This is a genomic window from Halomonas sp. YLB-10, from assembly GCF_003856855.1.
Taxonomy (GTDB): Bacteria; Pseudomonadota; Gammaproteobacteria; order Pseudomonadales; family Halomonadaceae; genus Halomonas; species Halomonas litopenaei.
Window position 1 is genome coordinate 732,158 of record NZ_RRCU01000002.1, and the last position, 23,636, is coordinate 755,793.

18 protein-coding genes are annotated in these 23,636 nt (G+C 64.9%); 8 read left to right on the forward strand and 10 right to left on the reverse strand.

Going from position 1 to position 23,636, the window contains the following annotated elements:
- Positions 1 to 21: 21 nt before the first annotated feature.
- Complete coding sequence (locus tag EBB56_RS07090) at positions 22 to 936, forward strand: LysR family transcriptional regulator (RefSeq protein ID WP_045991224.1); 915 nt, start codon at positions 22 to 24, stop codon at positions 934 to 936.
- Between the two features lie 182 nt (positions 937 to 1,118).
- Here EBB56_RS07090 and EBB56_RS07095 read toward each other — a convergent pair whose 3' ends face one another.
- Positions 1,119 to 2,723 (reverse strand): ATP-binding protein, encoded by a 1,605-nt coding sequence (locus EBB56_RS07095; protein ID WP_045991225.1) that lies wholly within the window; start codon positions 2,721 to 2,723, stop codon positions 1,119 to 1,121.
- 4 nt (positions 2,724 to 2,727) lie between these two features.
- On the reverse strand, positions 2,728 to 3,441 hold the full coding sequence (locus EBB56_RS07100) for a winged helix-turn-helix domain-containing protein (RefSeq protein ID WP_083970186.1): 714 nt from the start codon (positions 3,439 to 3,441) through the stop codon (positions 2,728 to 2,730).
- Positions 3,442 to 3,820: 379 nt separating this feature from the next.
- On the opposite strand from EBB56_RS07100, the gene EBB56_RS07105 reads away from it, so the two are divergent.
- The 3 genes from EBB56_RS07105 to EBB56_RS07115 all read left to right on the forward strand — a co-directional run bounded on the left by EBB56_RS07105 (position 3,821) and on the right by EBB56_RS07115 (position 8,510).
- Positions 3,821 to 6,709: a ribonucleoside-diphosphate reductase subunit alpha gene (locus EBB56_RS07105; protein ID WP_124803530.1), complete on the forward strand. Its 2,889-nt coding sequence runs from the start codon at positions 3,821 to 3,823 to the stop codon at positions 6,707 to 6,709.
- 132 nt (positions 6,710 to 6,841) lie between these two features.
- Positions 6,842 to 8,086, forward strand: a complete 1,245-nt coding sequence (locus tag EBB56_RS07110) for a ribonucleotide-diphosphate reductase subunit beta (RefSeq protein ID WP_124803534.1) — start codon at positions 6,842 to 6,844, stop codon at positions 8,084 to 8,086.
- Positions 8,087 to 8,201: 115 nt separating this feature from the next.
- Complete coding sequence (locus EBB56_RS07115) at positions 8,202 to 8,510, forward strand: hypothetical protein (RefSeq protein ID WP_045991229.1); 309 nt, start codon at positions 8,202 to 8,204, stop codon at positions 8,508 to 8,510.
- Between the two features lie 96 nt (positions 8,511 to 8,606).
- Here EBB56_RS07115 and EBB56_RS07120 read toward each other — a convergent pair whose 3' ends face one another.
- The 6 genes from EBB56_RS07120 to EBB56_RS21875 form a co-directional block, all read right to left on the reverse strand.
- Positions 8,607 to 8,843 carry a DNA-binding protein gene (locus tag EBB56_RS07120; RefSeq protein WP_124803536.1) on the reverse strand — a complete coding sequence of 79 codons (237 nt, stop codon included), beginning with the start codon at positions 8,841 to 8,843 and terminating at the stop codon, positions 8,607 to 8,609.
- 109 nt (positions 8,844 to 8,952) lie between these two features.
- The gene (locus EBB56_RS07125) at positions 8,953 to 9,906 is read right to left on the reverse strand and encodes a DMT family transporter (RefSeq protein WP_185696397.1); all 954 of its coding nucleotides are present in this window, start codon (positions 9,904 to 9,906) and stop codon (positions 8,953 to 8,955) included.
- Positions 9,907 to 9,954: 48 nt separating this feature from the next.
- Complete coding sequence (locus EBB56_RS07130; protein WP_124803538.1) at positions 9,955 to 10,740, reverse strand: AraC family transcriptional regulator; 786 nt, start codon at positions 10,738 to 10,740, stop codon at positions 9,955 to 9,957.
- A 315-nt stretch (positions 10,741 to 11,055) separates the two neighbouring features.
- Positions 11,056 to 11,310 carry a hypothetical protein gene (locus EBB56_RS07135; protein WP_045991231.1) on the reverse strand — a complete coding sequence of 85 codons (255 nt, stop codon included), beginning with the start codon at positions 11,308 to 11,310 and terminating at the stop codon, positions 11,056 to 11,058.
- A gap of 80 nt (positions 11,311 to 11,390) precedes the next feature.
- The gene (locus EBB56_RS07140) at positions 11,391 to 13,745 is read right to left on the reverse strand and encodes a PQQ-binding-like beta-propeller repeat protein (protein ID WP_124803540.1); all 2,355 of its coding nucleotides are present in this window, start codon (positions 13,743 to 13,745) and stop codon (positions 11,391 to 11,393) included.
- Between the two features lie 56 nt (positions 13,746 to 13,801).
- On the reverse strand, positions 13,802 to 13,969 hold the full coding sequence (locus tag EBB56_RS21875) for a hypothetical protein (RefSeq protein WP_185696398.1): 168 nt from the start codon (positions 13,967 to 13,969) through the stop codon (positions 13,802 to 13,804).
- Positions 13,970 to 14,152: 183 nt separating this feature from the next.
- Here EBB56_RS21875 and EBB56_RS07145 point away from each other — a divergent pair, with 183 nt between their 5' ends.
- Together EBB56_RS07145 and EBB56_RS07150 are read left to right on the forward strand one after the other, a co-directional pair.
- On the forward strand, positions 14,153 to 14,770 hold the full coding sequence (locus tag EBB56_RS07145; RefSeq protein WP_045991233.1) for a glutathione S-transferase family protein: 618 nt from the start codon (positions 14,153 to 14,155) through the stop codon (positions 14,768 to 14,770).
- A 239-nt stretch (positions 14,771 to 15,009) separates the two neighbouring features.
- The gene (locus tag EBB56_RS07150; RefSeq protein WP_124803542.1) at positions 15,010 to 16,866 is read left to right on the forward strand and encodes a monovalent cation:proton antiporter-2 (CPA2) family protein; all 1,857 of its coding nucleotides are present in this window, start codon (positions 15,010 to 15,012) and stop codon (positions 16,864 to 16,866) included.
- A 155-nt stretch (positions 16,867 to 17,021) separates the two neighbouring features.
- Here the strand turns inward: EBB56_RS07150 and EBB56_RS07155 are convergent, their stop codons facing one another.
- Both EBB56_RS07155 and EBB56_RS07160 read right to left on the reverse strand, forming a co-directional pair.
- Positions 17,022 to 19,358: an ATP-dependent DNA helicase gene (locus EBB56_RS07155; RefSeq protein ID WP_124803544.1), complete on the reverse strand. Its 2,337-nt coding sequence runs from the start codon at positions 19,356 to 19,358 to the stop codon at positions 17,022 to 17,024.
- Entirely contained in the window at positions 19,351 to 21,045 is a 1,695-nt protein-coding gene (locus EBB56_RS07160) for a VRR-NUC domain-containing protein (protein WP_124803546.1), read from the reverse strand. Before EBB56_RS07160 ends, EBB56_RS07155 begins: the two co-directional genes overlap by 8 nt.
- A 428-nt stretch (positions 21,046 to 21,473) precedes the next feature.
- Here EBB56_RS07160 and EBB56_RS07165 point away from each other — a divergent pair, with 428 nt between their 5' ends.
- Together EBB56_RS07165 and EBB56_RS07170 are read left to right on the forward strand one after the other, a co-directional pair.
- The gene (locus tag EBB56_RS07165; protein ID WP_124803548.1) at positions 21,474 to 22,253 is read left to right on the forward strand and encodes a 3-hydroxybutyrate dehydrogenase; all 780 of its coding nucleotides are present in this window, start codon (positions 21,474 to 21,476) and stop codon (positions 22,251 to 22,253) included.
- A 121-nt stretch (positions 22,254 to 22,374) separates the two neighbouring features.
- Positions 22,375 to 23,403: a patatin-like phospholipase family protein gene (locus EBB56_RS07170; RefSeq protein ID WP_045991237.1), complete on the forward strand. Its 1,029-nt coding sequence runs from the start codon at positions 22,375 to 22,377 to the stop codon at positions 23,401 to 23,403.
- Positions 23,404 to 23,636 lie beyond the last annotated feature (233 nt).

Sequence of the window (23,636 nt, forward strand, 5' to 3'; positions counted from 1 at the left end):
CTATGAAAGAAGCTCACGATAATGCTCGAACTCCGTCATCTGCGCACTCTGATAGCGCTGCGCGACGCCGGCTCCCTGGTGGAGGCCGCCGAACGGGTCCACCTGACCCAGTCGGCGCTGTCCCACCAGCTCAAGGATCTGGAGGAGCGTCTGGGCGGGCCACTGTTCCTGCGCAAGACCCGGCCGGTGGAGTTCACCCGGGCCGGGCTGCGCCTCTTGAACCTGGCCGAACAGATCCTGCCCCAGGTGCGCATGGCCGAGCGTGACCTGGCGCGCCTGGCCGGCAACGAGCAGGGCCGCCTGCACATGGCGATCGAGTGTCATAGCTGCTTTCAGTGGCTGATGCCCACCGTGGATCACTTCCGCGACCATTGGCCGGAGGTCGAGATCGACATCCCCGGCGGCCACCACTTCGATCCGCTGCCGGCGCTGGCCCGCGAGCAGCTCGATCTGGTGATCACCGCCGACCCCCAACCCCTGCCCGGCGTTCACTACGAGCCGCTGTTTCGCTACGAAGGCCTGCTCGCCGTGGCGCGTCAGCATGCCCTGGCCGGGCGCTCCCACGTCTCGCCCCAGGATCTGGCCGACCTGACCCTGATCACCTACCCGGTGGAACGTTCGCGTCTGGATGTGTTCACCCAGTTCCTCGACCCGGCCGGCGTCACCCCCAGGGAGGTGCGCACCGCCGAACTGACGATCATGATGATGCAACTGGTGGCCAGCGGTCGCGGAGTCTGTGCGCTGCCCAACTGGGCACTGACCGAGTACCTGGAGCGGGACTACGTCAAGGCCGTCGCGCTGGGCGAGGATGGTGTCTGGAGCACGCTCTTCGCGGCGATCCGCGAGGACACCCGGGAAGCGCCGTGGATGGTCGACTTCCTGCGCACCGCGCGGGAGACGTCCTTTGCGGTGCTGGAAGGGATCAAGCCGGCCTGAGCGGGAGACGTCCTTTGCGGTACTGGAAGGGATCAAGCCGGCCTGAGCGGGAGACGTCCTTTGCGGTACTGGAAGGGATCAAGCCGGCCTGAGCAGGAAGCATCGTCGAGGCGCTGAACGAATCAGGCCCGCCCGAAACAGGGGCCGTTCACCGGCATTCAGGTTGGCCCGCGGGCAGATTCTCAGACCCGGCGGGGGATGATCAGCGAGAAGCGCGCGCCCTTCAGGCCGGGACTCTCGTCCACGCTGACGGTGCCGCCGTGCCAGGCCATCACCTTCTGCACGATGGACAGCCCCAGCCCGTAGCCGCCGGAGCGGCGGGTTCGGCTGTCGTCCAGGCGGGCGAAGGGCTTGAAGATATCCTGGCGTGCCTCCGGCGGAACCCCTTCCCCATCGTCCTCCACGTCGACCCTCACCTGGTTGGGTTCGTCGAGCAGGCTGACCTTGACCCGGGTGCGGGCGTGGCGGCAGGCGTTGGCCACCAGGTTCTGGGTGGCCCGTTGCAGATAGCGGGAATCGGCGTGGACCTCGATCTCCGGCCCCGCGGTCAGACGCACGTCAAGATTGCCGTGCAATGGCATCAGGGAGTCGATCACCCGCTCGCAGATATCACGCAGCTCCACCGGTTCGGGGGAAGCTTCGACACCGTGGATGGTCTCGCTGTCGAGGCGCGCATAGGTGAGGATTTCGTCGATCAGATCGTCGAGTTCATCGATGTCGCTGTCGACCCCCTGCAACTGGCGCCTGACCAGGGCATCCTCGGACATGTCCTCGACCATCTGCACCGCAAAGCGAATCCTCGCCACCGGCGTCCTGAGTTCGTGGGACACAGCCCGGATCATGTCCTGCTGGGCCCGCAACAGCGACTGCACCTGGGAGGCCATGCCGTTGAAGGCCATGCCGACACGCCCGAGAAAGTCGCCGCTCTCGACCTTGACCCGGGTATCGAGGCGACCGCTGGCAAGCCGGGTGGCGGCCATCTCGAGTCGCGCCATGCGCGCCTCGATACCCCGCACGATCAGGTAGATGACGATCGCCAGTGCGCCCATCAGCAGCACCAGCATCGACGCCAACAGCGCCGGCGGAAGCGCCTCGTAGCTGGCCATCGGCCCTACCGTCAGCCAGAAGGGGGCTTCGCCGGGCGGCGTCACCTGCATGAACAGCACCACCGACCAGTGCTCGGGCAGTAGCTGCATCATCACCTCGCCACCGGCCAGGCGGTTGCGCTGACGTGGCTCGAGGATATCCGGAGGGGACTGGCTGATCGATACCGGCAGATCGCCACGGGTCATGCTGTCGATGCTCGCCTGGCGCGCCCCCGCCGGCAGGCTGGCGAGCCATTCCCCGCTGAGCTGGGTCAGGCCCCGCAACTGGCGCTCCGACATGCCGGACAGCGACACCTGCAGGACCGCGCCACCGGCGGGCATCAGCCGCCAGAAGCGCCACTCATGGGGACTGTCACGCCCGACCAGCACGCCGCCGCGCTGCAGTCGAAGACGGGTGAAGTAGCTCGGCGACAGCGACGACAGGGGCACGATCGACATCGACATGTCCAGCGCCTCGGACTTCTCGGCCATCCACTCACGCCGCTCGCCCCGCGGCATGCTGTCGATCATCGTCGCCAACAGGTGCATGGGCGCCTCGGCCAGTTGTTCGCGATAATGCTCGATGCGCACCTTGTCGATCAGCGTCATGCCCACCATCGCCACGCCGAGCGCCAGCACCAGGGTCGCCGCCAGCATGACGTAGACCCGCAGGAAGGTACTGTCGGCCAGGGCGCGACGCATGGGTTCAGCTGTCCTTCACGAACAGATAGCCCTTGCTCCTGACCGTCTTGATGCGGTGCGGATGATGGGGGTCATCGCCTATCTTGGGCCGGATCCGCGACACCCGCACGTCGATGGAGCGGTCCTGGCCGTCGTAGCGGATGCCGCGCAACTGGGAAAAGATTTCTTCGCGGGTCAGCACCCGACCGGCGTGGCTGGCCAGCAGCCACAAAAGGTCGAACTCGGCGCTGGTCAGATCGATACGCTCGCCCTTGAGCCAGGCCTCGCGGGTGGCGTTGTCGATTTCCAGGTCCTGGAACGTCAAGCGGCTTTCGCCACTGACCTCGGCTCCATCAAGACGACGCAGCAGGGCACGCATGCGTGCCAGCAGTACCCTCGGCTGCACCGGCTTCGGCACATAATCGTCGGCGCCCATCTCGAGTCCCAGGACCTGATCCATGTCGTCGGTCCGGGCGGTCAGCATCAGGATCGGACCACCGTAGTCGCTGCGAACACGACGACAGATCGACAGGCCATCCTCGCCCGGCAGCATCAGATCCAGAATCACCAGATCCGGCTGCAGCGACAGAATACGATCGACGCCGCGACCGCCGTCATCCTCCAGGCTCACCCGGAAGCCGTTGGCTTCGAGGTAGTCCCGCGTCAGACCAGCGAGACGCTCATCATCTTCGATGATAAGTACGTGATCCTGTTCTCGTTGCTCTGAACGTTCTTCCATAGGGGGTCTCATTCCTTTTGGCGAATGCCGGGCATTATCCAACCTGGCCGAATGACTGGTGCTGAGCAATGTCACACGCGATAACACAAGGATACCCGAATTTTGCGCTGTCGCCTGCCCTCGCCCTGATGCGCATCAAGGCCGCCACCACGGCGTCCACGCCGGTTGTGCCCAGTTGCCCCCTTGATGACCACACCTCATCCACAGACTTATCCACTTGATGACCGGTGAGAAGCACACTATCTTGTGTCCGAATATCCAGAGAGACACCACATCATGTGTCTCTAGCAATATCACAGAAGCCTGTCAACTGCCTCTTTCTCGCAGTTGGTCACGCCTGTTTTCACGACTTTTTTACCTCATAGGGAGCCTCGGCGCCATGGATACCCTCGCTAGCCCGGACCGACCGTCCGTCTCCGTCACCGCCCCCGACACGCTGCGCGTGATCAAGCGCACCGGGGACGTGGTGCCCTTCGACGCCGGCAAGATCGCCGTGGCCATCAGCAAGGCATTCATCGCCGTCGAGGGGGACAATGCCGCCACCTCTAGCCGGGTCCGTGACTTCGTCAAGGAATCCGCCGAGGCCATCGAGCAGACCTTTGCCCGTCGCCTGGCCGACGGTGGCACCGTGCACATCGAGGATATTCAGGACCAGGTAGAGCTGGCGCTGATGCGCAGCGGCGAGCAGAAGGTCGCCCGCGCCTACGTGCTGTACCGCGAGGAGCACGCCCGCGCCCGCGAGGAAAGCGGCATCGAGAAGCCGCACCCGACCCTCAACGTCACCGCCGCCGACGGCAGCCGTCGTCCGCTGGACCTGGGGCGTATCGAGACCCTGGTGTTCGACGCCTGCGAAGGCCTCGAGAACGTCGACCCCAACAAGATCGTCCAGGACTCGCTGAAGAACCTGTACGACGGCGTGACCATCGACGGTGTGTCCCAAGCGCTGATGATGACCGCTCGCACGCTGGTCGAGAAGGACCCGAACTACACCTACGTCACCGCTCGTCTGCTGCAGGACAACCTGCGCCGTGAGGCGCTGTCGTTCCTCGACGTGGCCGAGGACGCCACCTACGGCGACATGGCCGAGCTCTACAAGCCGGCCTTCGTGCGCTACGTCGAGCGTGGCATCGAGTTCGAACAGCTCGACCCCGAGCTTGCCAACTTCGACCTGGAACGTCTGGGCGAGGCGCTCGACCACAGCCGCGACAACCAGTTCACCTACCTGGGCCTGCAGACCCTGTACGACCGCTACTTCATCCACCGCGATGACGTCCGCTACGAGCTGCCCCAGGTGATGTTCATGCGCGTGGCCATGGGCCTTGCGCTGAACGAGGACGACCGCGAGACGCGGGCCATCGAGTTCTACGAGCTGCTCTCCAGTTTCGACTACATGGCCTCCACCCCGACCCTGTTCAACGCGGGCACCGTGCGCAGCCAGCTCTCCAGCTGCTACCTGACCACCGTGCCAGATGACCTCGAGAGCATCTACGGCGCGATCCGCGACAACGCCATGCTGTCCAAGTGGGCCGGCGGTCTCGGCAACGACTGGACCCCGGTGCGTGCGCTTGGCTCCTACATCAAGGGCACCAACGGCAAGTCCCAGGGTGTGGTCCCCTTCCTCAAGGTGGTCAACGACACCGCCGTCGCGGTCAACCAGGGCGGCAAGCGCAAGGGTGCCGTCTGCGCCTACCTCGAGACCTGGCACCTGGATGTCGAGGAATTCCTCGAGCTGCGCAAGAACACCGGCGATGACCGTCGTCGTACCCATGACATGAACACCGCCAACTGGGTGCCGGACCTGTTCATGAAGCGGGTGTTCAATGACGAGGAGTGGACCCTGTTCTCACCGTCCACCTGCCCGGACCTGCATGACCTGTACGGCGTGGCCTTCGAGAAGCGCTATGCCGAGTACGAGGAGATGACCCGCAACGGTCAGCTCAAGCTGTTCAAGCGGGTCAAGGCCAAGGACCTGTGGCGCAAAATGCTGTCGATGCTGTTCGAGACCGGCCATCCCTGGATCACCTTCAAGGATGCCTGCAACATTCGCAGCCCCCAGAGCCACGCCGGCGTGGTCCACAGCTCCAACCTGTGCACCGAGATCACCCTCAACACCTCGCCCGACGAGATCGCGGTGTGCAACCTGGGCTCGATCAACCTGGCGCAGCACGTGGTCGACGGCGAGCTCGACAACGACAAGCTCAAGAAGACCGTGCGCACCGCGGTGCGGATGCTCGACAACGTCATCGACATCAACTATTACGCGGTGCCCCAGGCGCGCAACTCCAACTTCAAGCACCGCCCGGTGGGCCTTGGCCTGATGGGCTTCCAGGACGCGCTGTACGCCCAGGGCATCGCCTACGCCAGCGGCGAGGCGGTGGCCTTCGCCGACCGCTCCATGGAGCTGATCAGCTACCACGCCATCGAGGCCTCCAGCGATCTGGCCGCCGAGCGCGGACGCTACGAGAGCTTCGAGGGCTCGCTGTGGAGCCAGGGCGTGCTGCCGATCGACTCCGTCGACAAGCTCAAGGCCGAGCGTGGCGAGCAGTATATCGAGGTCGACACCAGACAGACCCAGGACTGGGATCGCATCCGTGACAAGGTGCGCAGCCAGGGCATGCGCAACTCCAACGTGATGGCCATCGCCCCCACCGCGACCATCTCGAACATCTGCGGCGTGACTCAGTCGATCGAGCCGACCTATCAGAACCTGTTCGTGAAATCGAACCTGTCCGGCGAGTTCACCGTGGTCAACTCCTGGATGGTCAACGACCTCAAGGAACGCGGCCTGTGGGACGAGGTCATGATCAACGACCTCAAGTACTACGACGGCAGCGTCCAGCCCATAGACCGCATCCCGGACGACCTCAAGGCCAAGTACGCCACCGCCTTCGAGGTCGAGCCCAAGTGGCTGGTCGAAGCCGCCGCACGGCGCCAGAAGTGGATCGACCAGGCCCAGTCGCTGAACCTCTACATCCAGGGCGTGTCCGGCAAGAAGCTCGACGTGACCTACCGCATGGCGTGGTTCCGTGGCCTCAAGACCACCTACTACCTGCGCGCCCTCGGCGCCACTTCGGTGGAGAAGTCCACGGTGGACCGCGGCAAGCTCAACGCCGTCTCCAACGGTACCGCACCCCAGGCGTCTGCACCGGCGGCGGCACCCGCAGCCGAGGAGCCCCGCGGCATCGACGACTTCCTCAAGGGCAAGGGTGGCCAGCGTCCGCCGTCCGCCGGGGAAATCGACGAGCTGGGCTGCGAGGCCTGCCAGTAACACCGGCGACAACGCCATGACGGACGTGCGGGCCAGGCCCGCACACCTCGCCCCGGCACCGCCGGGGCCACCAGACAACCCCATGCCGACGCCAGGCGCGTCGGCCGATCAGATGATCGGGAGACCGCAACAATGCTGAACTGGGACGAGTTCCACGAGGACGACACCGCCACCGCAGAAGTACCTGAGCCGAAGAAGGCACCCGAGCCGACCCCGGCTCCGGCTGCCGAGGCAACGGATGAGGTGCGCGAAAGCGCCGGCAACTACCAGGCTGCCGACCAGGACCGCATGGCCCGGGCACGCAAGTCGCTGGAAGAACTCGACGTGGCCGCCGGCCTCGAGGAACTCGAGATGGGCGCCGCCCGGATCGAGGTCGACGACAAGAAGATGATCAACGCCCGTGCGGACCTGAACCAGCTGGTGCCGTTCAAGTACGAGTGGGCCTGGCAGAAGTACCTGGACGGCAGTGCCAACCACTGGATGCCCCAGGAAGTGAACATGAACGCGGACATCGCGCTGTGGAAGAGCAACGACGGCCTGACCGCCGACGAGCGCCGCATCGTCGAACGTTCACTGGGCTACTTCTCCACCGCCGACTCGCTGGTCGCCAACAACCTGGTGCTGGCGCTGTATCGCCTGATCACCAACCCGGAGTGCCGCCAGTACCTGCTGCGCCAGGCCTTCGAGGAAGCGATCCACACCCACGCCTACCAGTACTGCGTGGAGTCGCTGGGCATGGATGAGGGCGAAGTCTTCAACATGTACCGCGAGGTCCCGTCGGTCGCCGCCAAGTCCGCCTGGAGCCTCAAGCACACCCAGTCGCTGGCGCGTCCTGACTTCCAGACAGGCACCGTCGAGACCGACCAGGAGCTGCTGCGTAACCTGATCGCCTTCTACTGTGTCACTGAAGGCATCTTCTTCTACTGCGGTTTCAGCCAGATCCTGTCCATGGGCCGGCGCAACAAGATGACCGGCGTGGCCGAGCAGTTCCAGTACATCCTGCGCGACGAGTCGATGCACCTGAACTTCGGTGTCGACATGATCAACCAGATCAAGATCGAGAACCCGAACCTGTGGACGCCGGAGTTCCAGGACGAGGTCACCCAGATGATCCTCGAGGGTACCGAGCTCGAGATCAGCTACGCCCGCGACACCATGCCCCGCGGCGTGCTGGGCATGAACGCGGCGATCATGGAGGAGTACCTGCACTTCATCTGCAACCGTCGCCTGGCCCAGATCGGCCTGAAGGAGCAGTTCCCGGGTGCCCAGAACCCCTTCCCGTGGATGAGCGAAATCATCGATCTGCGCAAGGAGAAGAACTTCTTCGAGACCCGCGTCACCGAGTATCAGGTCGGCGGCGCGCTGAGCTGGGATTGATCGAGACGACGCCCGAGCCTGATGGCTCGGGCGTCTTTCCTTCACTCCACCGACAACCCCACCAGGGAATGGCGACACCACCAATGTTCTGACGTGATTTCAGGAGGGCAACAGCATGGCTGTTTCCAATGGAAGACCCCAGCAGCATGACACCCGCGCCTGGCAGTCCGCCCTGGACCGGGCTCTGGCCGCCCACGGCGGCGAACGCGCCCTGGCCCGCTACGACCACCTGGCCCACGCCTTTCCTTCCCCCGAGTACGATCCCCGCGACGAGCACCACCCACACCTCAACCTGGACGCCTTGAAGCGCTGGGCGCTCTATCGCGGCTGGCGGGCGCAGCCCGATACCGACCGCATGAGCACGGCCAGTACCCCACCGATCTGCTTTACCCGCTTGTCGCGCCATCGCGTCAGGAGTCATTGACGACGGCCTCACTGGCATAAAAATGCGCAAGGCCCGTCACCGGGCCTTGCGTGTATCGAGCGCTCTGCCGGCGTCATCGGCGTCTTCAGGCAAGCCCTAGCGGCTGACCAGCAACCTCGCCTTGGGCTCCACCCTGATCACATCCTGCAGCGCACTGCGCATGGCCTCGCCGGAGCAGGCCGCCGCGCGGCAGAACTGCAGCGCGATTTCATCATCGTGGGCCCTGCCGACCAGGGCGTCGCGGCAGCCGTCGTTACACAGCCGCTCGGCGAGATCCTCGGGGTTCAATCCTCGAGGCAGGCGAAAACGTAGTTCGAAATCGTGTTCTTTCATGACTGGCGTCCTCCTTGAAGACCGACGTTATTGTCGAACGCCGGGGCCAGTCTGAAAGACACGCTTGAGGTTCCCTATTGTCCCAAGGATACAGTCGCCCGACTGGGTATCAGTCCGACGCCCGGGACGACCTTCTACGCCCAATCCAGCCGCTGCCGATCAGCATCCCAAGGGTGATCAGCACCGCCGCCCCGACAAGCCACAGGGTAGGCGCGGCGAAGCCTGTCACCACCAGCACCAGGGTCGACAGCAGCGGCGTGAAGTAGGCCAGCAGACCCAGCAGCCGCAGGTCCCCCTGCTTGACCCCGATATCCCAGGTAAAAAAGGCGCTGCCCACCGGTCCCAGGCCGAGAGCGATGACACCGAACCAGTCGCTGCCCTGGGGCCAGCGGCCGGGTTCGAAGGCCAGATGACACGCTGCCGCCAGTATCGCGGTGACCAGACAGAAGCCCCCCACCGCGGCGGTGGGTACCGTGCGGGTGGCCCGGGACAGCACCGAATATCCGCTCCAGACGAAGGCACAGGCGAAGGCGGCGGCGTAGCCCAGGAGGCTACCGCCGGCGTCGACGTCTCCGCCGATCAACAGCACCGCCCCGCCGAAACCGAGCAGGCTGCCGACCACGTGAAACCCGCGCAGGCGCTCACCGGGCAGCAGAGCGACAAACAGCACGATCAACAGCGGCCAGAGATAGCTGATCAGGCCGGCGTTGGCCGGCGGCGCGTTCTGCTGGGCGATAAAGTAGAGGGCGTGGTAGCCGAACAGCCCGCCGACGCCCAGCGCCCAGACCAGTGGCGGCTGGCGCATCGGCGCCAGCACCGCCTCGCCGCGCAGGCACTGATAGACCACAAAGCACACAAAGGCCACGCCGAACGCCAGAGCGGTGAGCAGAAACGGTGGCACGGGCCCCGACAACTGGGTAAAGAGGGCCAGCATGGCCCAATTGAGCACCGTGGTGGCACCGATCCAGGTGGCGCGCCTACGCGAGATGTCGACCGCATCGGAGGATGCCCCCGCCTGGGCAGAGGAAGAAGATGAAGAAGAGGAAGATGAGGAAGAGCGCATAAAGACCTCCAGAGCACCGAGGTCTCGAGTGTGGGCCAGCCGCCCACACTAGGTCTTGTACGATTCTGACCTGTAGTGCGTGGCGGTTGCGGCTTGACGCCGCCAGGCGCCGGGAGAAACGTCATGGGCCTCGCGGAAGACGCGGGAAAAGTGGGCGGCGTCGTGGAACCCGCAGACCAGCGCGACCTCGCTGAGGGCCATGGCCGAGCCGGAACGAGTCCGGGCGACCAGCAACTGTCGCGCCAGGGCCAGCCGCTCACGACGCAGCCAGATCGCTGGCGGCACCCCGAGCAGCTCACGAAACTGACGGGCGAAGACCGCCTCGGACAGGTGGCACAGCGCCGCCATCTCCTTGACGCGCCAGGGGTGGGCCAGCTCGCCGCGTAGCCTTGGCAGCAGCTGGAGCAGACGCAGACGCGGCGCCGGGAGCGGCCTGCCGCGCCCTTCATCCAGCGCGTGCTGCAGGCGGGAAAGCCACCGGGCCAGCGCCTCGACGCCGGCGCCCGGGGCAGGCGCGGCCTCGACCAGGCTCGCCGGCGCGCGATAGCCCCTCGCTCGCTCGTTTTCGAAGATCCCCTCCACCCCCAGGGCCTGGCACCAGGCCACCGGCAGGTCAAGCACCAGAATGTCGTTGGCCCCCGGCGCGAGATAGTGGTGAGTCTCGCCGCTGGGGACCGGGGCCAGTACGCCCGGCCCTACGCGCAGACCACGTCCGCCAACGTCCAGTTCCACCATGCCGCCGCGGCCCAGCAACAGCTGCTGAAAGTCGTGGCGGTCACTCAACACTCGGTCTGGATAGTGTCGATGTTCGATCAGGGGGGCGTGGGCGCTCATCGGTCTAGCCCCGCACTCGCTGCGCAGGCAATGGTCGCTTCCCTTGATGCAGGTCAAATGTGATTTGATGACAAAAGATATATGCTCTCATTTACAACCTCATCAGGCTCTGGTAGTGATGAGGACTATCGGAGGTCCTCTCCATGGAACATGCAGGAGGTCCGTCATGGCGACATCCAAGAGTGTCATCAAGCGAGTCTACGTTCCCACCCACGTCAAGACGCTGCCCAATGGCGAGCGCGTCAAGATCCCCGGCCACTATAAACAAAAGGCGCCCGGCGACTGAACAGAGCGCCAGCCTCTGTCCTGCACCAGTCAGATCGAGGACGGCTCCCTGCACACCCGCCACCAGCCAAGCCCCACGGGTACCCCGTAAAGCAGCGCATGGACCAGCAACTCTTCGCCCAGGGCGTAGCCGTGCGACAGCCCGACGCTCAGGTTCCAGGCGCATATCGCCAGCCAGGCGAGGCTGAATATCCACATGGCGGTGTGCTGTCGCGGCTTGGGACAGCGCCACAGCAACACCAGGACCACGACCACCCCGACGACGACAATCAACATGGTTCTCATGGGTGCCCCCTGCGTAACCTGCAATGTTGTTTTTCAGCATAGCCATGGCCGGGCGCGGCGGGACCGACGCCCGCCCTCGCTCACTTCGTGCCACCCCCTTGGGGCAAAGCCTCGGGCGCTGCGTACACCACCAGTTCGGCGGCCTGGTCTGAAGGCGCTGCATCTCGCGGCAGGACAAGCGCCACCACGTTCGCCTCGCTCCTGCCCTGGTGAGTAAGTTGGCTTGCTCCCCGCGCCCCCTCGACCATTCGCTGGCGCCACAATGCCCGACCATCATCCAGAGCGAAGGCGTAGAGCGCGACTGACCTTGTCTGGTCCGCGACGACCACCGCTGCGTCGCCGGAACTACCCGCGAGCATCATCGGCGTGGACAGGTTCGCCGTTCCGACAGGCAAAGAAAGCTCGAACGGCAAGCGCAACTCCTGGGGCAATTCGACGTCGAGGTCACCGACGGTGCGACGCCAGACGATCGCCGAGCTATCGCTACCATCACTACCATCACTGCCGTGCAGAGCGTAAAGCGCGGACAGCTCGACCTTGACCAGCTCCCCCCAGGGAGGCGTACGGCAGGATAGCCAGGGATGACGAGGGTCGGCACCACGGGAGCCGACGCTGGCGTAGAGCGCTTGCCCATCCGGGCCGAGCCTCAGCGCCACACGGGGTGACACCAAGGGTAGCGTCGGTCGGATCAGCCGCTCCAGCGACGCCGGCAAGGTGACTGGCCCAGCGCTGTCCCTGGCCCGCAGGCGAATACGGCAAAGCAGTTGATCCATCGGCGAAAGTCCCCACATGTCGCGTTCGCGCAGTGCCTTCGGGTCAGAGGGCGGGGTTCGCCAGGTCTCTGCCGACAGCGGCGGTGGTGGCATCAGGTCGAGCGACGCCAGGGTCTCCCCGCTGGGCATGTCCAGCATCAACAGCCGGCCCTCGCTCGTCGCCACCACCGCGGCCTGGGGTCGATCGTCCAGGCTGACCATGACAACATCCTTTGCTGCCGCCGACGCTGTGATCGCCGCATCGACAGGCATGGGGGCAAGATCCAGCGCTCGCGTCCATAGCGGTTCACCGGTGGTCACCTCCAGCGCCGTCACCCGGCCCCCCGGGCCCTGCTCACTCTCATCTCGGACGTTGTCCGGGCGGCGCTCGGCCCCAGAGGCAGCAGGGTCAGCAGGGACAGCCACCATCAGCAGGCCCTGGGTCTCATCGACGGCGACGATGCGAAGGTTGTCGGCGCCTGGCGTCTCGGGCCGCCAGCGCCAGATGCGATCGCCGGTGGCGATGTCCAGCGCCACCACCTCGGGGCCGAACCCCGTCAGCAGTACCAGTCGCGAGGTGACCTGGATGCCGGCGGCTCCCTTCAGCACCTCGGCGGATGTGTCGGCACTCATGTCAGCCACGTCGGCCAGGTCGACCTGGCCGTCGGTGCCGAAACTCTCGCAGCGTCTGCCGGTGTCGGCATCCAGCGCCAGCAAGCGCCGATCTCGGGTGACAACGAACAGCCGCTGCGGACAGACCAGATCGCTTTCCGCGACCCCCTCTTCCCCGGCACCTTCATGGGTCGTCGACATTTCCAGGGGATCCGGCTCGCCCTCCCCGGGGGTCGGCGCAAAGACGCCCTCGACCATATCCTGCGTTCGCTCAGCGGCATCGTGATAGGCAAGCGTGCGACAGGGCCCCAGCGGCTCGACATTGTCCGCGTTGCCCTTTCCATCGCTGTTCGGGTGCCCGTCGCTGTTCGGGTGCGACCAAAGACGCTCGCCGGTAGCGACCATGCGAGCTTCGATGCCGCTCGAGGTGCAGACAATCAATCGGTCGTCGATGATGACCAGAGGGAAGGCGGTGGCCAAGTGGTTCTCTGTCTCTGTCTCTGTCTCTGCCTCTGCCTCTGCCTCCGCCCTCTCCTGCTCCAGATCGAGGCGCCATAGCGCATCAAGGCCAGTGGCGGACTCACCATGGGGTCTCGCCGCGCCCTCGGGCGCAGAGGAGACAGAACTCTCGGGACGCGAAGACAAGGACGGTTCGACAGCAGGGAGAAAGGCCAGTAACAGCAGCAAGGACAAGCAAGAGAACGTCATCAATGCCAGCGCCTGCCTGCAGAAGGCGTAGGCACCGCGGGCGAACCAGGGCAACAGCAGCACCAGCCCCAGCAATGCCGGCAGGCCCAGACGCGGCAGCAGGCGCCAGGCGTCCAGCCCCACTTCCCACAGCGCCCAGCCAAGGGTTGCTCCAAGCAGTAAAGCGTAAAGCCCCGGGGCGAGGCACCATCGTGCCATCAGGCCCCATCCCGTCAGCGCCAGCCCCCCCGCCGCCAGCACGTAGTACGCCGAGCCCCCCAGCGCCAGCAGGTAGCCCCCGGCGGCCAGTGCAACCAACGCTGTCGCCAGCACCAACAGGCCAAGCAGTCGTGCTGGCCACCTTGCGGCACGCCTGTCATCCATCGCCTTACCTCCGGCATCCTTGACTTCGAGTCGGGCCAGCGTTGCTGCGAGACCAGCTAGACGCTCTTGCCCATCCTGCCGCTCTCGCCGCGCTTGCCCTTTTGGCCGCTCTCGACACTCTCGCCGCGCTTGCCGCTCTCGACACTCTCGCCACGCTTGCCGCTCTTGCCACTCTCGCCGCGCTTGCCGCTCTCGCCGCTCTTGCTACTGGGGCGCAGCTCCATGCTACAAGGGTTAGACTACCCTTCGGTACGGGTCGGCCCTGACCGCCTGGAACAGGATAGAAGCTGCCAGATGCCACTGCGACTCGCGCAGCGTCGCTCAGTGCCGAATCGCGCTGACGCCCTTCCCGCCTCCCGCAATAGTGACACCATAGACTCTTCATCCATGCACCAGGGGACACCTCCATGAATCTCTACGGCGATACACGCTCGGGAAACTGCTACAAGATCAAGCTGCTGGCATCGCTGCTGGACATTCGCATGGTGTGGATAGGCATCGACATCCTGGCCGGGGACACCCGCGAAGAAGACTTCCTGGGCCGCAACCCCAACGGAAAGATCCCCCTGCTCGAGCTGGATGATGGACGCTTTCTGGCGGAATCCAACGCTATCCTCCACTACCTGGCCAGCGGCAGTGAGTGGCTGCCCGAGGATCGTTACCGCCATGCCAAGGTGCTGCAGTGGCAATACTTCGAACAGTACAGTCATGAGCCCTACATCGCCGTGGCGCGCTTCATCTCGCTCTACCTGGGAATGCCGGAGGACCGGCGGGCCGAATTCGACGCCAAGCAGCAAGGCGGCTACAAGGCGCTCGGCGTCATGGAGCGTCAGCTGGAGGCTACGCCCTTTCTGGTGGGCGAGCACCCCACCATCGCCGACATCTCGCTCTACGCCTACACCCATGTGGCCCACGAAGGCGGCTTCGATCTCGGCGCCTTTCCCGGCATTCGTGCCTGGATTCAACGCATCCAGGCACTGCCAGGCTATGTCGCCCTCGGTGAGGACAGCCTCTCGTCCGAATGAACACCCCCCCGCTGCGGCCCACGGCGCTAAAGGTGGCGTGACGCCGGGGGCTGTCCAGCACCGCGAACCAGCCCCGGCACCTGCACACCGCAGCAAAGCTCCGCCTCAGAGCCCTGCATCAGAGCCCTCCTGCATCAAAGCCCCGCATCAGCGCCCACGCTGCCATCGGCATAACATGCATGCCGGTGACATCAGGTATGCTATGAGGCCCACCCACGAGCCGCCCTGGAGACCCGACCTTGGCCACCGCGCTGCTTCTCAACGTCTTGATCTTTCTCACTGCGGCGGTGCTGGTGGTCCCGATCATCAAACGCCTTGGCCTGGGGGAAGTGCTCGGCTACCTGATCGCCGGCGTGCTGATCGGTCCCTCGGCCCTCGGCCTGGTACCGGACGCCGAAGGGGTACTGCAGTTTTCGCAGGTCGGTATCGTCTTTCTGCTGTTCGTCATCGGCCTGGAGCTTAAACCGGCGCGGCTCAAGCTGATGCGCAAGGCGGTGTTCGGCTTTGGCAGCCTGCAGGTGGCCATCACTACCCTGGTGCTGGGCCTGACCGCCCTGGCACTGGGCCTTCCGCCGGTGGCGGCGGCGGTGGTGGGCTTCAGTCTGGGGCTTTGCTCTACGCCACTGGTACTACACCTGCTGGGCGAGCGCCAGGAACTCAACAGCCGCCACGGACGCCATGCCTTTGCGCTGCTGCTGTTCCAGGACATGGCGGCCATTCCGGTACTGGCGGTGATTCCGATCCTTGCCGCCGACTCGCTGGTCAGCGGCGGCATGACTGCGGTGCTCAAGGAAGTCGCCATCGCCGTCGTCGCCTTCACCGGTCTGATCTTTGGTGGGCGCAAGCTGCTGCCGCCGCTGTTCCGCCTGGCCGCGGCCACCGACAGCCGCGAAGTGTTCGCCGGCATGTCGTTGCTGGTACTGATCGGTGCCGCCCTGCTGATGGAGCTTGCCGGACTGTCCATGGCACTTGGCGCCTTTATCGCCGGTATCCTGCTGGCCGATTCCGAGTATCGCCACAGCATCGAGGCCGACATCGAACCGTTTCGCGGTCTGCTGCTGGGGCTATTCTTCATGGCGGTGGGCATGACCGCCAAGGTCGGCCTGCTGGCACAGTCCCCTGGGCTGGTGCTGGGGCTGACCGCACTGCTGCTGCTGGCCAAGGGCGCCAGCCTGATGATCGCCGCTCGGGTCTACCGCTGCGGCTGGCGCGAGACCACCACCCTCGGCGTGCTGTTGTCACAGGGCGGAGAATTCGCCTTCGTGCTGTTGACCGCCGCGGGTTCAGCCGCCTTGCTGGCGCAGGACCTCGTGCACGTTCTGGTGCTGGTAGTGTCGCTGTCCATGGCCGCCACCCCGATCCTGTTTCTGGGCCACGAACGGCTGGTTCGGCCATTGTTCAAGAAGCCTAGGCCCAAGCGCGACTTCGATGCCATGGACGATGATTCGCCACGCATCATTCTGGTCGGCTTCGGTCGCTTCGGTCAGATCATGGGGCGTGCGCTTCAAGGGCTCGAGATCCCCTACACCGTCCTCGACATCAATGCCGACCACGTCGACTTCGTGCGTCGCTACGGCAACAAGGTGTACTACGGCGACGCTACCCGACTGGACCTGCTGGATGCCGCCGGCGCGCGTCATGCCCAGGTGCTGGTGGTCGCGGTCGGCGATCCGGATATCTCGATGCGCATCATCCATCGCGCCAGCAAGCGCTTCCCCCACCTCAAGATCTATGCACGTGCCCGAGATCGTCACCATGCCCAGTTGCTGATGCGTGCCAAGGTCGGCTTTATCCTTCGTGAGCTGCTGCCGGCGAGCCTGGAAATGACCCGTGAGGTGCTGATCGGGCTCGGTGTGCCCCGCGACCAGGCCCAGCACACCATCGACACCTTCCGCCCCCACGACGAGGAGACCCTGCGGCGTCAGCTCGAGGTCTTCGGCAACGAGAAGAAGCAGATGCAGACGGTGCGGCAGGCGGCCAAGGAGCTCGAGACCCTGTTCGAGGCCGACGAGGACATCCTGACCCGGGTCGAGGAAATCCCCCGGCGCCAAGCCTCGGATAGCGACGACACCAAGCGCTCGGCCAACGAGTCCTGACCTCCGGCCCTCATGCCAGAACCTCCGGCCCTCATGCCAGAACCTGTGCCAGAAATCGCTTGCCCAGCCATTCGCCGGCCACGTCGACGGCCAGTCTGCCCAGGCAAGGGCAGAGAACGGACAAGGGCAGCGACAGGTCAGACACAGGGACGACGTCAGCGCCGGGCTGTTTCCCACCAGCGGGGCAGCCTCGCCTGCACCTCAGGCCTGGCGAAGCGATCGTCCAGCAATACCAGGGTGCCGGTATCCTGGGGCCCGCGAATGACCCGCCCGGCCGCCTGGACCACCTTGATCAGCCCGGGAATACGATAGGCGTAGTCGTCACCGCGACCGAAGCGTTGCTCGAGGCGTGTCTTCAGCGCCTCCTGGCGGGCATCGCTGGGGGGTAGCCCCAGGGTGGCGACAAAGGCACCGATCAAGCGCTCGCCGGGCAGGTCGACGCCTTCGGCGAAGGCGCCTCCGAGTACCGCGAAGGCGATCCCCTCGCCCCCTGGCACAAAATCCTCCAGAAAGGCCTCTCGCTCCGCCTCGCTCATGGCGCGTCGCTGGGCGCGCTGAGGAATGTCGGGATGGGCCTCGGCCAGGGCTTCTCGCACCTGCTCCAGGTAGGCGAAGCTCGAGAAGAACGCCAGATAGTGGCCGGGACGTCGACGGTACTGCTCGCTCATGACGTCGAGTATTCCCGGCAGGGATCGCTTCCGATCGCGGTAGCGGGTAGACAGCTGCGCGCACACCCGCACCTCGAGCTGTTCTGCGACAAAAGGCGACGCGACCTCGGACCATACCGTGTCCTCGGCTAGCCCCAGCAGGTCGATCTGATAGCGTGGTGGCGCCAGGGTCGCGGAAAACAGCACGCTTGCGTGAGCCGCGGCGAAACGGGGCCGCAGGAAGTCGGCGGGCACCTGGTTGACGATGGCCAGTCGTGCCCGCCCGCGCCCGTGACGGGTGAGCTCGCACAGCGAGTGTTCACCGAAACGCTCCGCCAGCCGAACGAAGGCCAACGCCTCGAACAGGCAGTCGGTCAGCGCCGGCTGGGTGTCCTCCGGATGCTCGCCCAGGTGGTCGCCGATGGCACCACAGAGTCCCTGAAGGGAGCCGATCAACTCCGCCGGCAAGGCGTCGAGGGCAAACCAGCGTGGCGCTTCGCGACTGCCCGGGTCCTCTCCGCCGTGCTGACGCACCAGTGCCTGCCACTGCTTGATCACCCTGGCCAGAGGCTGGCGCAGCGCCCCCGGCGCCTCCTTTTGCAAACGAGCAAGACGGCGCTGGTCGAGGCTCGCCGAGTACATGCCACGGGCACGCTCGATCAGGTTGTGGGCTTCGTCCACCAGCACACCCAGGCGCCACTGTCGCGCCTGGGCCAAGCCGTGCAACAGCGCGCTCGAGTCGAAATAGTGATTGACGTCGCCGACCACCAGATCGCACCAGCGAGCCATCTCCTGGCCCAGGTAGTAGGGGCAGACGCGATGCTCAAGCGCCACCTGCCTGAGCCCGTCACGATCTAGCCAGCCCTGCTCCACTGCCGCCTGCCTCGCCTCGGGCAGTCGGTCGTAGAAGCCCTCAGCCAGAGGACAGCTATCTCCGTGGCAGGCCAGTTGCGGATGCTCACAGGCCTTGTCCCGAGCGATCAGCTCCAGCGTGCGCAGCTTGCGCTGTGGGCCAGGGTCGAGCTGCGCCAGTGCCGCCAGTGCCAGCTGTCGGCCGGTGGTCTTCATGGTCAGAAAGGCGGCGCGGTCCAGCGCCTGACGGGGCATCGCCTTGAGCAGCGGGAACAGGCTCCCCAGCGTCTTGCCGATGCCAGTCGGCGCCTCGATCAGCAGATCCCGGCCAGTGGCGACGGCCTTGTAGGTGGTCTCGGCCATCTCGCGCTGCCCAGGCCTGAACGCAGGGTAGGGAAACGTCAGACGGTCCAGCGCTTCATCTCGCCGCCGGCGATGTGAGGCTTCGGCCAGCGCCCAGGCTCGATAGGCGCGACAGGCCGACTCAAGCTCCTGCCACAGCGTGGCGGCCTCGGCCTCGACGCTCAGGCAAGTCTCGCGACCGCTGACCAGATCCAGATAGACCAGCGCCAGGGTAATCCGCTCGCGCCCCTGCTGGCGGCACCAAAGTGCGCCGTAGGCCCGCACCTGGGCCCAGTGCAACGCGCGCTGATTGTCGGCCATGCGCTCCAGGCGTCCCCGGTGGGTCTTGATCTCTTCGAGTCGCCCACCGTTCTCGGCCACACCGTCGATGCGCCCCTGGACCTTGAGTCCCTCGAGGGTGGCGACCACCATCACCTCACTGCGGTAGTCTTCGCCACGTCGGGCCACGACGCGGGCATGGCCCTCTATCCCTTCCCGCGAGCTGGGGGCCGGGGTGAAGCGGTGATCCAGATCACCGCGTCTACCGGTGAACTCGCACAGTTCACGCACGCCGACGCTGAGAGAGATCGACTCGGCCGTGTCCGAGGTAGCTGTCTCGGCATCGTCAGACGTTGAAGATCCCTCAGCCATCGGACCACCTCACGTGGCACACCGACACCGGAATGCCGTGGCACTGGAAGTGCTGAAGCCAACGTCGCTGGTTGTCCTGCAGCCGGTCTCCTGGCGCCTTGACCTCGATCAGACGATAGCGGGGCTGGCCCTGCCCAGCATCGGGAAAGAACTGGATCAGGTCCGGCCAGCCCGATCGGTTGGCCTTGAGATCCTCGAGAAGGCGCTCGAACAGCACCGCCAGGTGTTCAGGCGCAATACAGTGAAGTGCCAGTTCCAGCAAGGCTTCGTCGAGCACCTCCCAATAGACGAAGGGGTTGGCCAGCCCCTGCTTGTCGCGCCAGCGGGCCCTGATACGCTCGCGGTAGTCGCCGCTCGCCAGCGCCTCCAGGCAGGCATCGAAGCGATCACGCCGCCGCGATACGAAGTCTGGCCGATACAGATCCGCCGGCCCGCGATGGAAGGGATGAAAGAAGGCTCCCGGCAAGGGGGCGAAGATGACGTCCCAGCAGAGCAGCCCGAAGAGCCCGGCGAAGAGGTGATTCTCGACGTAGAAGGCTGGGGCCTCATCCCGGGCCAGGTGATCACGCAGCGCCAACTCCACCGAGCCACTGGCCGCCAGCGATTGTGGCGGCAAGCTCAGGCTCCAGCTCTTCGGCGGCGCCTGTGCTGCCGGCTTGAGCACCGGCAGACCCAGGCGGCGCTGCAATCGCGGCACCAGCCGGGCAAGCGCCTGGCACTCGGCGTCGTCCAGCGGTGCCTCGAGCGCCTGGGTCGCCAGTGTCAGCGCCTGGTGATGCTCGCCCTCTCGCTCCAGCAGGCGCAGTCGACGCACCCGCGCTTCGCCCGGGCCAGCAAAGGAGAAGATCTCCAGCGCCAGCGCCGCCTGCCCCTCTCGCTGGGCCTGCTGACCCAGACGCAGCAGCAGGCGAGACCGCCGCGCCGCGAGCCAGGGGTTGTCGTCGGGCAACCTTGGGACTGCAGACCAGATATCAGCCACGGCTTCGCCGTCGTCGAATCGCTCTCGCAGCCGATGCAGGCAGAGATAGGCATCCACCTCCTGACGCTGCTGAAACCCCCGCGATGCGGGATCGAGACTCACCCGTTCATAGCGCATATGGCCAAGCTCGGCCATCACGAAATCGGACCAGCTCTGGCGCAGATTGCCGAAGAACATCAGGCGCAGTCGATCACACACCGACATTACCGAGACCCGCACCAGGGTGTCGTCGGACTCAGGCCACCAGACGCTCCAGCGCCGCGGCGTGAACTGGCCGTCCAGCGCCTCGCACAGACGCGACTTGGAGACCGAGCTGGACAGACCGCAAGCGGACACAGTTTCGGCGAAGACCCGTCGAGCCTCGGGCAGGCGCAACTGTGCAAGCAGGTCATCGAGACTCAGCACGGGATCAAGCTCCACCAGCTGCGCCGCCGCCAGTCGACTCAGCGCCTGCTCGAGATCATCGACCTCGGTGTAGACCAGGCGACTTGTGCGAAACAGCTCGCCCTTGCGCGAGACCATGCGGACCAGCAACGCCTGGGCTGCCTCCGGCAGCTCGCCGAAGGCCATGATAAAGCGCTGTTCTGGCTCTGCCAGCAGGTCGGCGTGGCGTGCCATCACCCAGTCGAGCACAAACTGAAAGTGACGCAGGTAGTAGAGAGGATCGTCGCGCAGGTCGGCAGGTAGCGTGGGCGACTTGGGATTCATGCAGGCATTTTACCAGTGGTTCGCTGCGCTCCCAAGGAAGTTACCGACGCGCGCCCGGGTATTCGTCAGGCGGCAAACGGCTTTGCTGCTAAGCATTGATGAGCATTATGTGGATAAAGCCATTTCAGCAAAAGCCGAATCTTGCATGCCAGTCTATGCTGGTGACACTGTCGAACAAGGCCATGACTAACGAGCCTGCTGCCGACCTGTCGCCTGATCGGACTCGGCGAAACACGTCGAGCTCTGTGGAGCTGGTCGATGTCGATGACGGCATCGACAAAGCTCATCGATACAGCCCGACGATGAAGCCATCGAAAAAGCTCGTCGACGAAGCGAGGCCAGTGAAGCGACCTATCGGTCAAGCCATGAACACGCTGCAAGTTCCTGCCGGCCAGCGCCGGCGATCTCGTCTCTAGAGGAAGTGATCCATGCCCCAGCAGAAGACCGCCATCATCACCGGCTCCACCAGCGGTATCGGTCTCGGTATCGCCGAAGGCTTCGCCAAGGCGGGTATCAACCTGGTCATCAACGGTATCGAGGCCGCCGCGGACGTGGAGGCCACCCGCGCCAGTCTCGAAAAGTACGGCGTCAAGGTCGTCTATGACAACGCCAACATGATGGACCCCGGCGAGATCAGCGCCATGCACAAGCGGGCCGAGGCAGAATTCGGCAGCGTGGACATCATCGTCAACAACGCCGGTATTCAGCATGTGGCACCGGTGGACGAGTTCCCCGAGGACAAGTGGAACGCGATCATCGCCATCAACATGAATTCCGCTTTTCACCTGACCAAGGCCGCCTTGCCTGGCATGAAGGCACGTGGCTGGGGGCGAGTGATCAACATCGCGTCCGCCCATGCTCTGGTGGCATCGCCTTTCAAGTCGGCCTATGTGGCCGCAAAGCACGGCGTTCTGGGACTGACCAAGACCGTGGCGCTGGAAGTCGCCGAACACGGCATCACCGTCAATGCCATCTGCCCGGGATACGTGCTGACGCCTCTGGTCGAGAAGCAGATTCCCGACACCGCCAAGGCACGCGGTATCTCCGAGGATTCGGTCATTCGCGACGTCTTGCTCGCCAACCAGCCGACCCGCCAATTTGTCACCACCGAACAACTGGCGGCCACGGCGCTGTTCCTGTGTTCGGACGGCGCCGCCTCCATGACGGGAATCGCCCTGCCGGTCGATGGCGGCTGGACAGCACACTGAAGCACCGTTCGACAGGGTAGAGCATGCGGCGAACCTGCCGCCGACGCCGCTGCTGCCGCACTTTTCCCGGCAAGGGAAGACGGCCTCACGGACGACCGCACCAAGATGACAGGAGAGCTTGATGGCCAAGCCACCCAAGAAAATAAGTCTGGCACTTCAGGGTGGAGGCGCTCACGGCGCCTTTACCTGGGGGGTCCTCGATGCCCTGCTCGACGACCCATGCATCGAGATCGAGGCCATTTCCGGCACCTCCGCTGGCGCCATGAACGCTGTCGTTCTGGCCGATGGTCTGGTCCAGGGCGGGCGAGAGGCTGGGCGCGAAAAACTGGAAACGTTCTGGCGTGCCGTGTCCCAGTCGGCGCGCTTCAGCATTCTGCAGCGCACCCCCTGGGATCGTCTTAGCGGAAACTGGAGCCTCGACTACTCGCCGGGCCACGTCTACTTCGACCTGATGACGCGATTCTTCTCGCCGAGCCAGTTCAACCCCATGAAGTACAACCCCCTGCGGGACATCATCGTCGAGCAGGTCGACTTCGACAATGTGTGTGGCTGCGACCAGATGAAGGTCTTCGTGGCCGCGACCAACGCCGAGACCGGGCGCGTCAAGATCTTCGATCGCGCCGAACTCACCCCCGACATGGTGATGGCGTCGGCCTGCCTGCCCTTCCTGTTCGAAGCGGTCGAAGTCGACGGCGTGCCCTACTGGGACGGCGGCTATTCCGGCAACCCTCCGCTGTTTCCCTTCTATCACACCACCGAGTCCCGGGACATTCTGATCGTCCAGGTCAATCCGGTGGAGCGTGAGGGGTCGCCGACCAGCGCCCAGGAGATCCTCAATCGCACCAACGAGATCACCTTCAACGCCAGTCTGCTCAAGGAGTTGAGGGCGCTTGCCTTCGTCAAGCGACTGATCCACGAAGGCCACCTCGACCCCAAGAACTATCGCGACATGCTGGTCCATATCATCGATAGCCAGGACCTGCTGAAACCCCTCGGGGCCTCATCGAAGCTCAACGCCGAGTGGGACTTCCTGTGCCATCTGCGAGATCTCGGCCGCAAACGCGCCCAGGACTGGATCGAGCAACACTACGACGACATCGGCAAGCAGGACAGCGTCGACCTGAGAGCCATGTTCGAGGGCACCCACTGATCGGCAACGGGTCCCGATAGGCGTTATGGCATAGCGGTGCCGGTAAGGTTGCAGGCCCGGCACCGACCAAGCTGAGCAAACGGATCAGTCCGACAAGAAGTGATGACTCAGCAAGATAAAACAGTCGTATGTTTCAAACGATATAGAGATTGGTAGCGGCAAAAAAATGGCTTGTCTTCCTGCTGCTGCCGATTACGGAAAGGCCGACACGGAACGCGATTATCCCGACCACT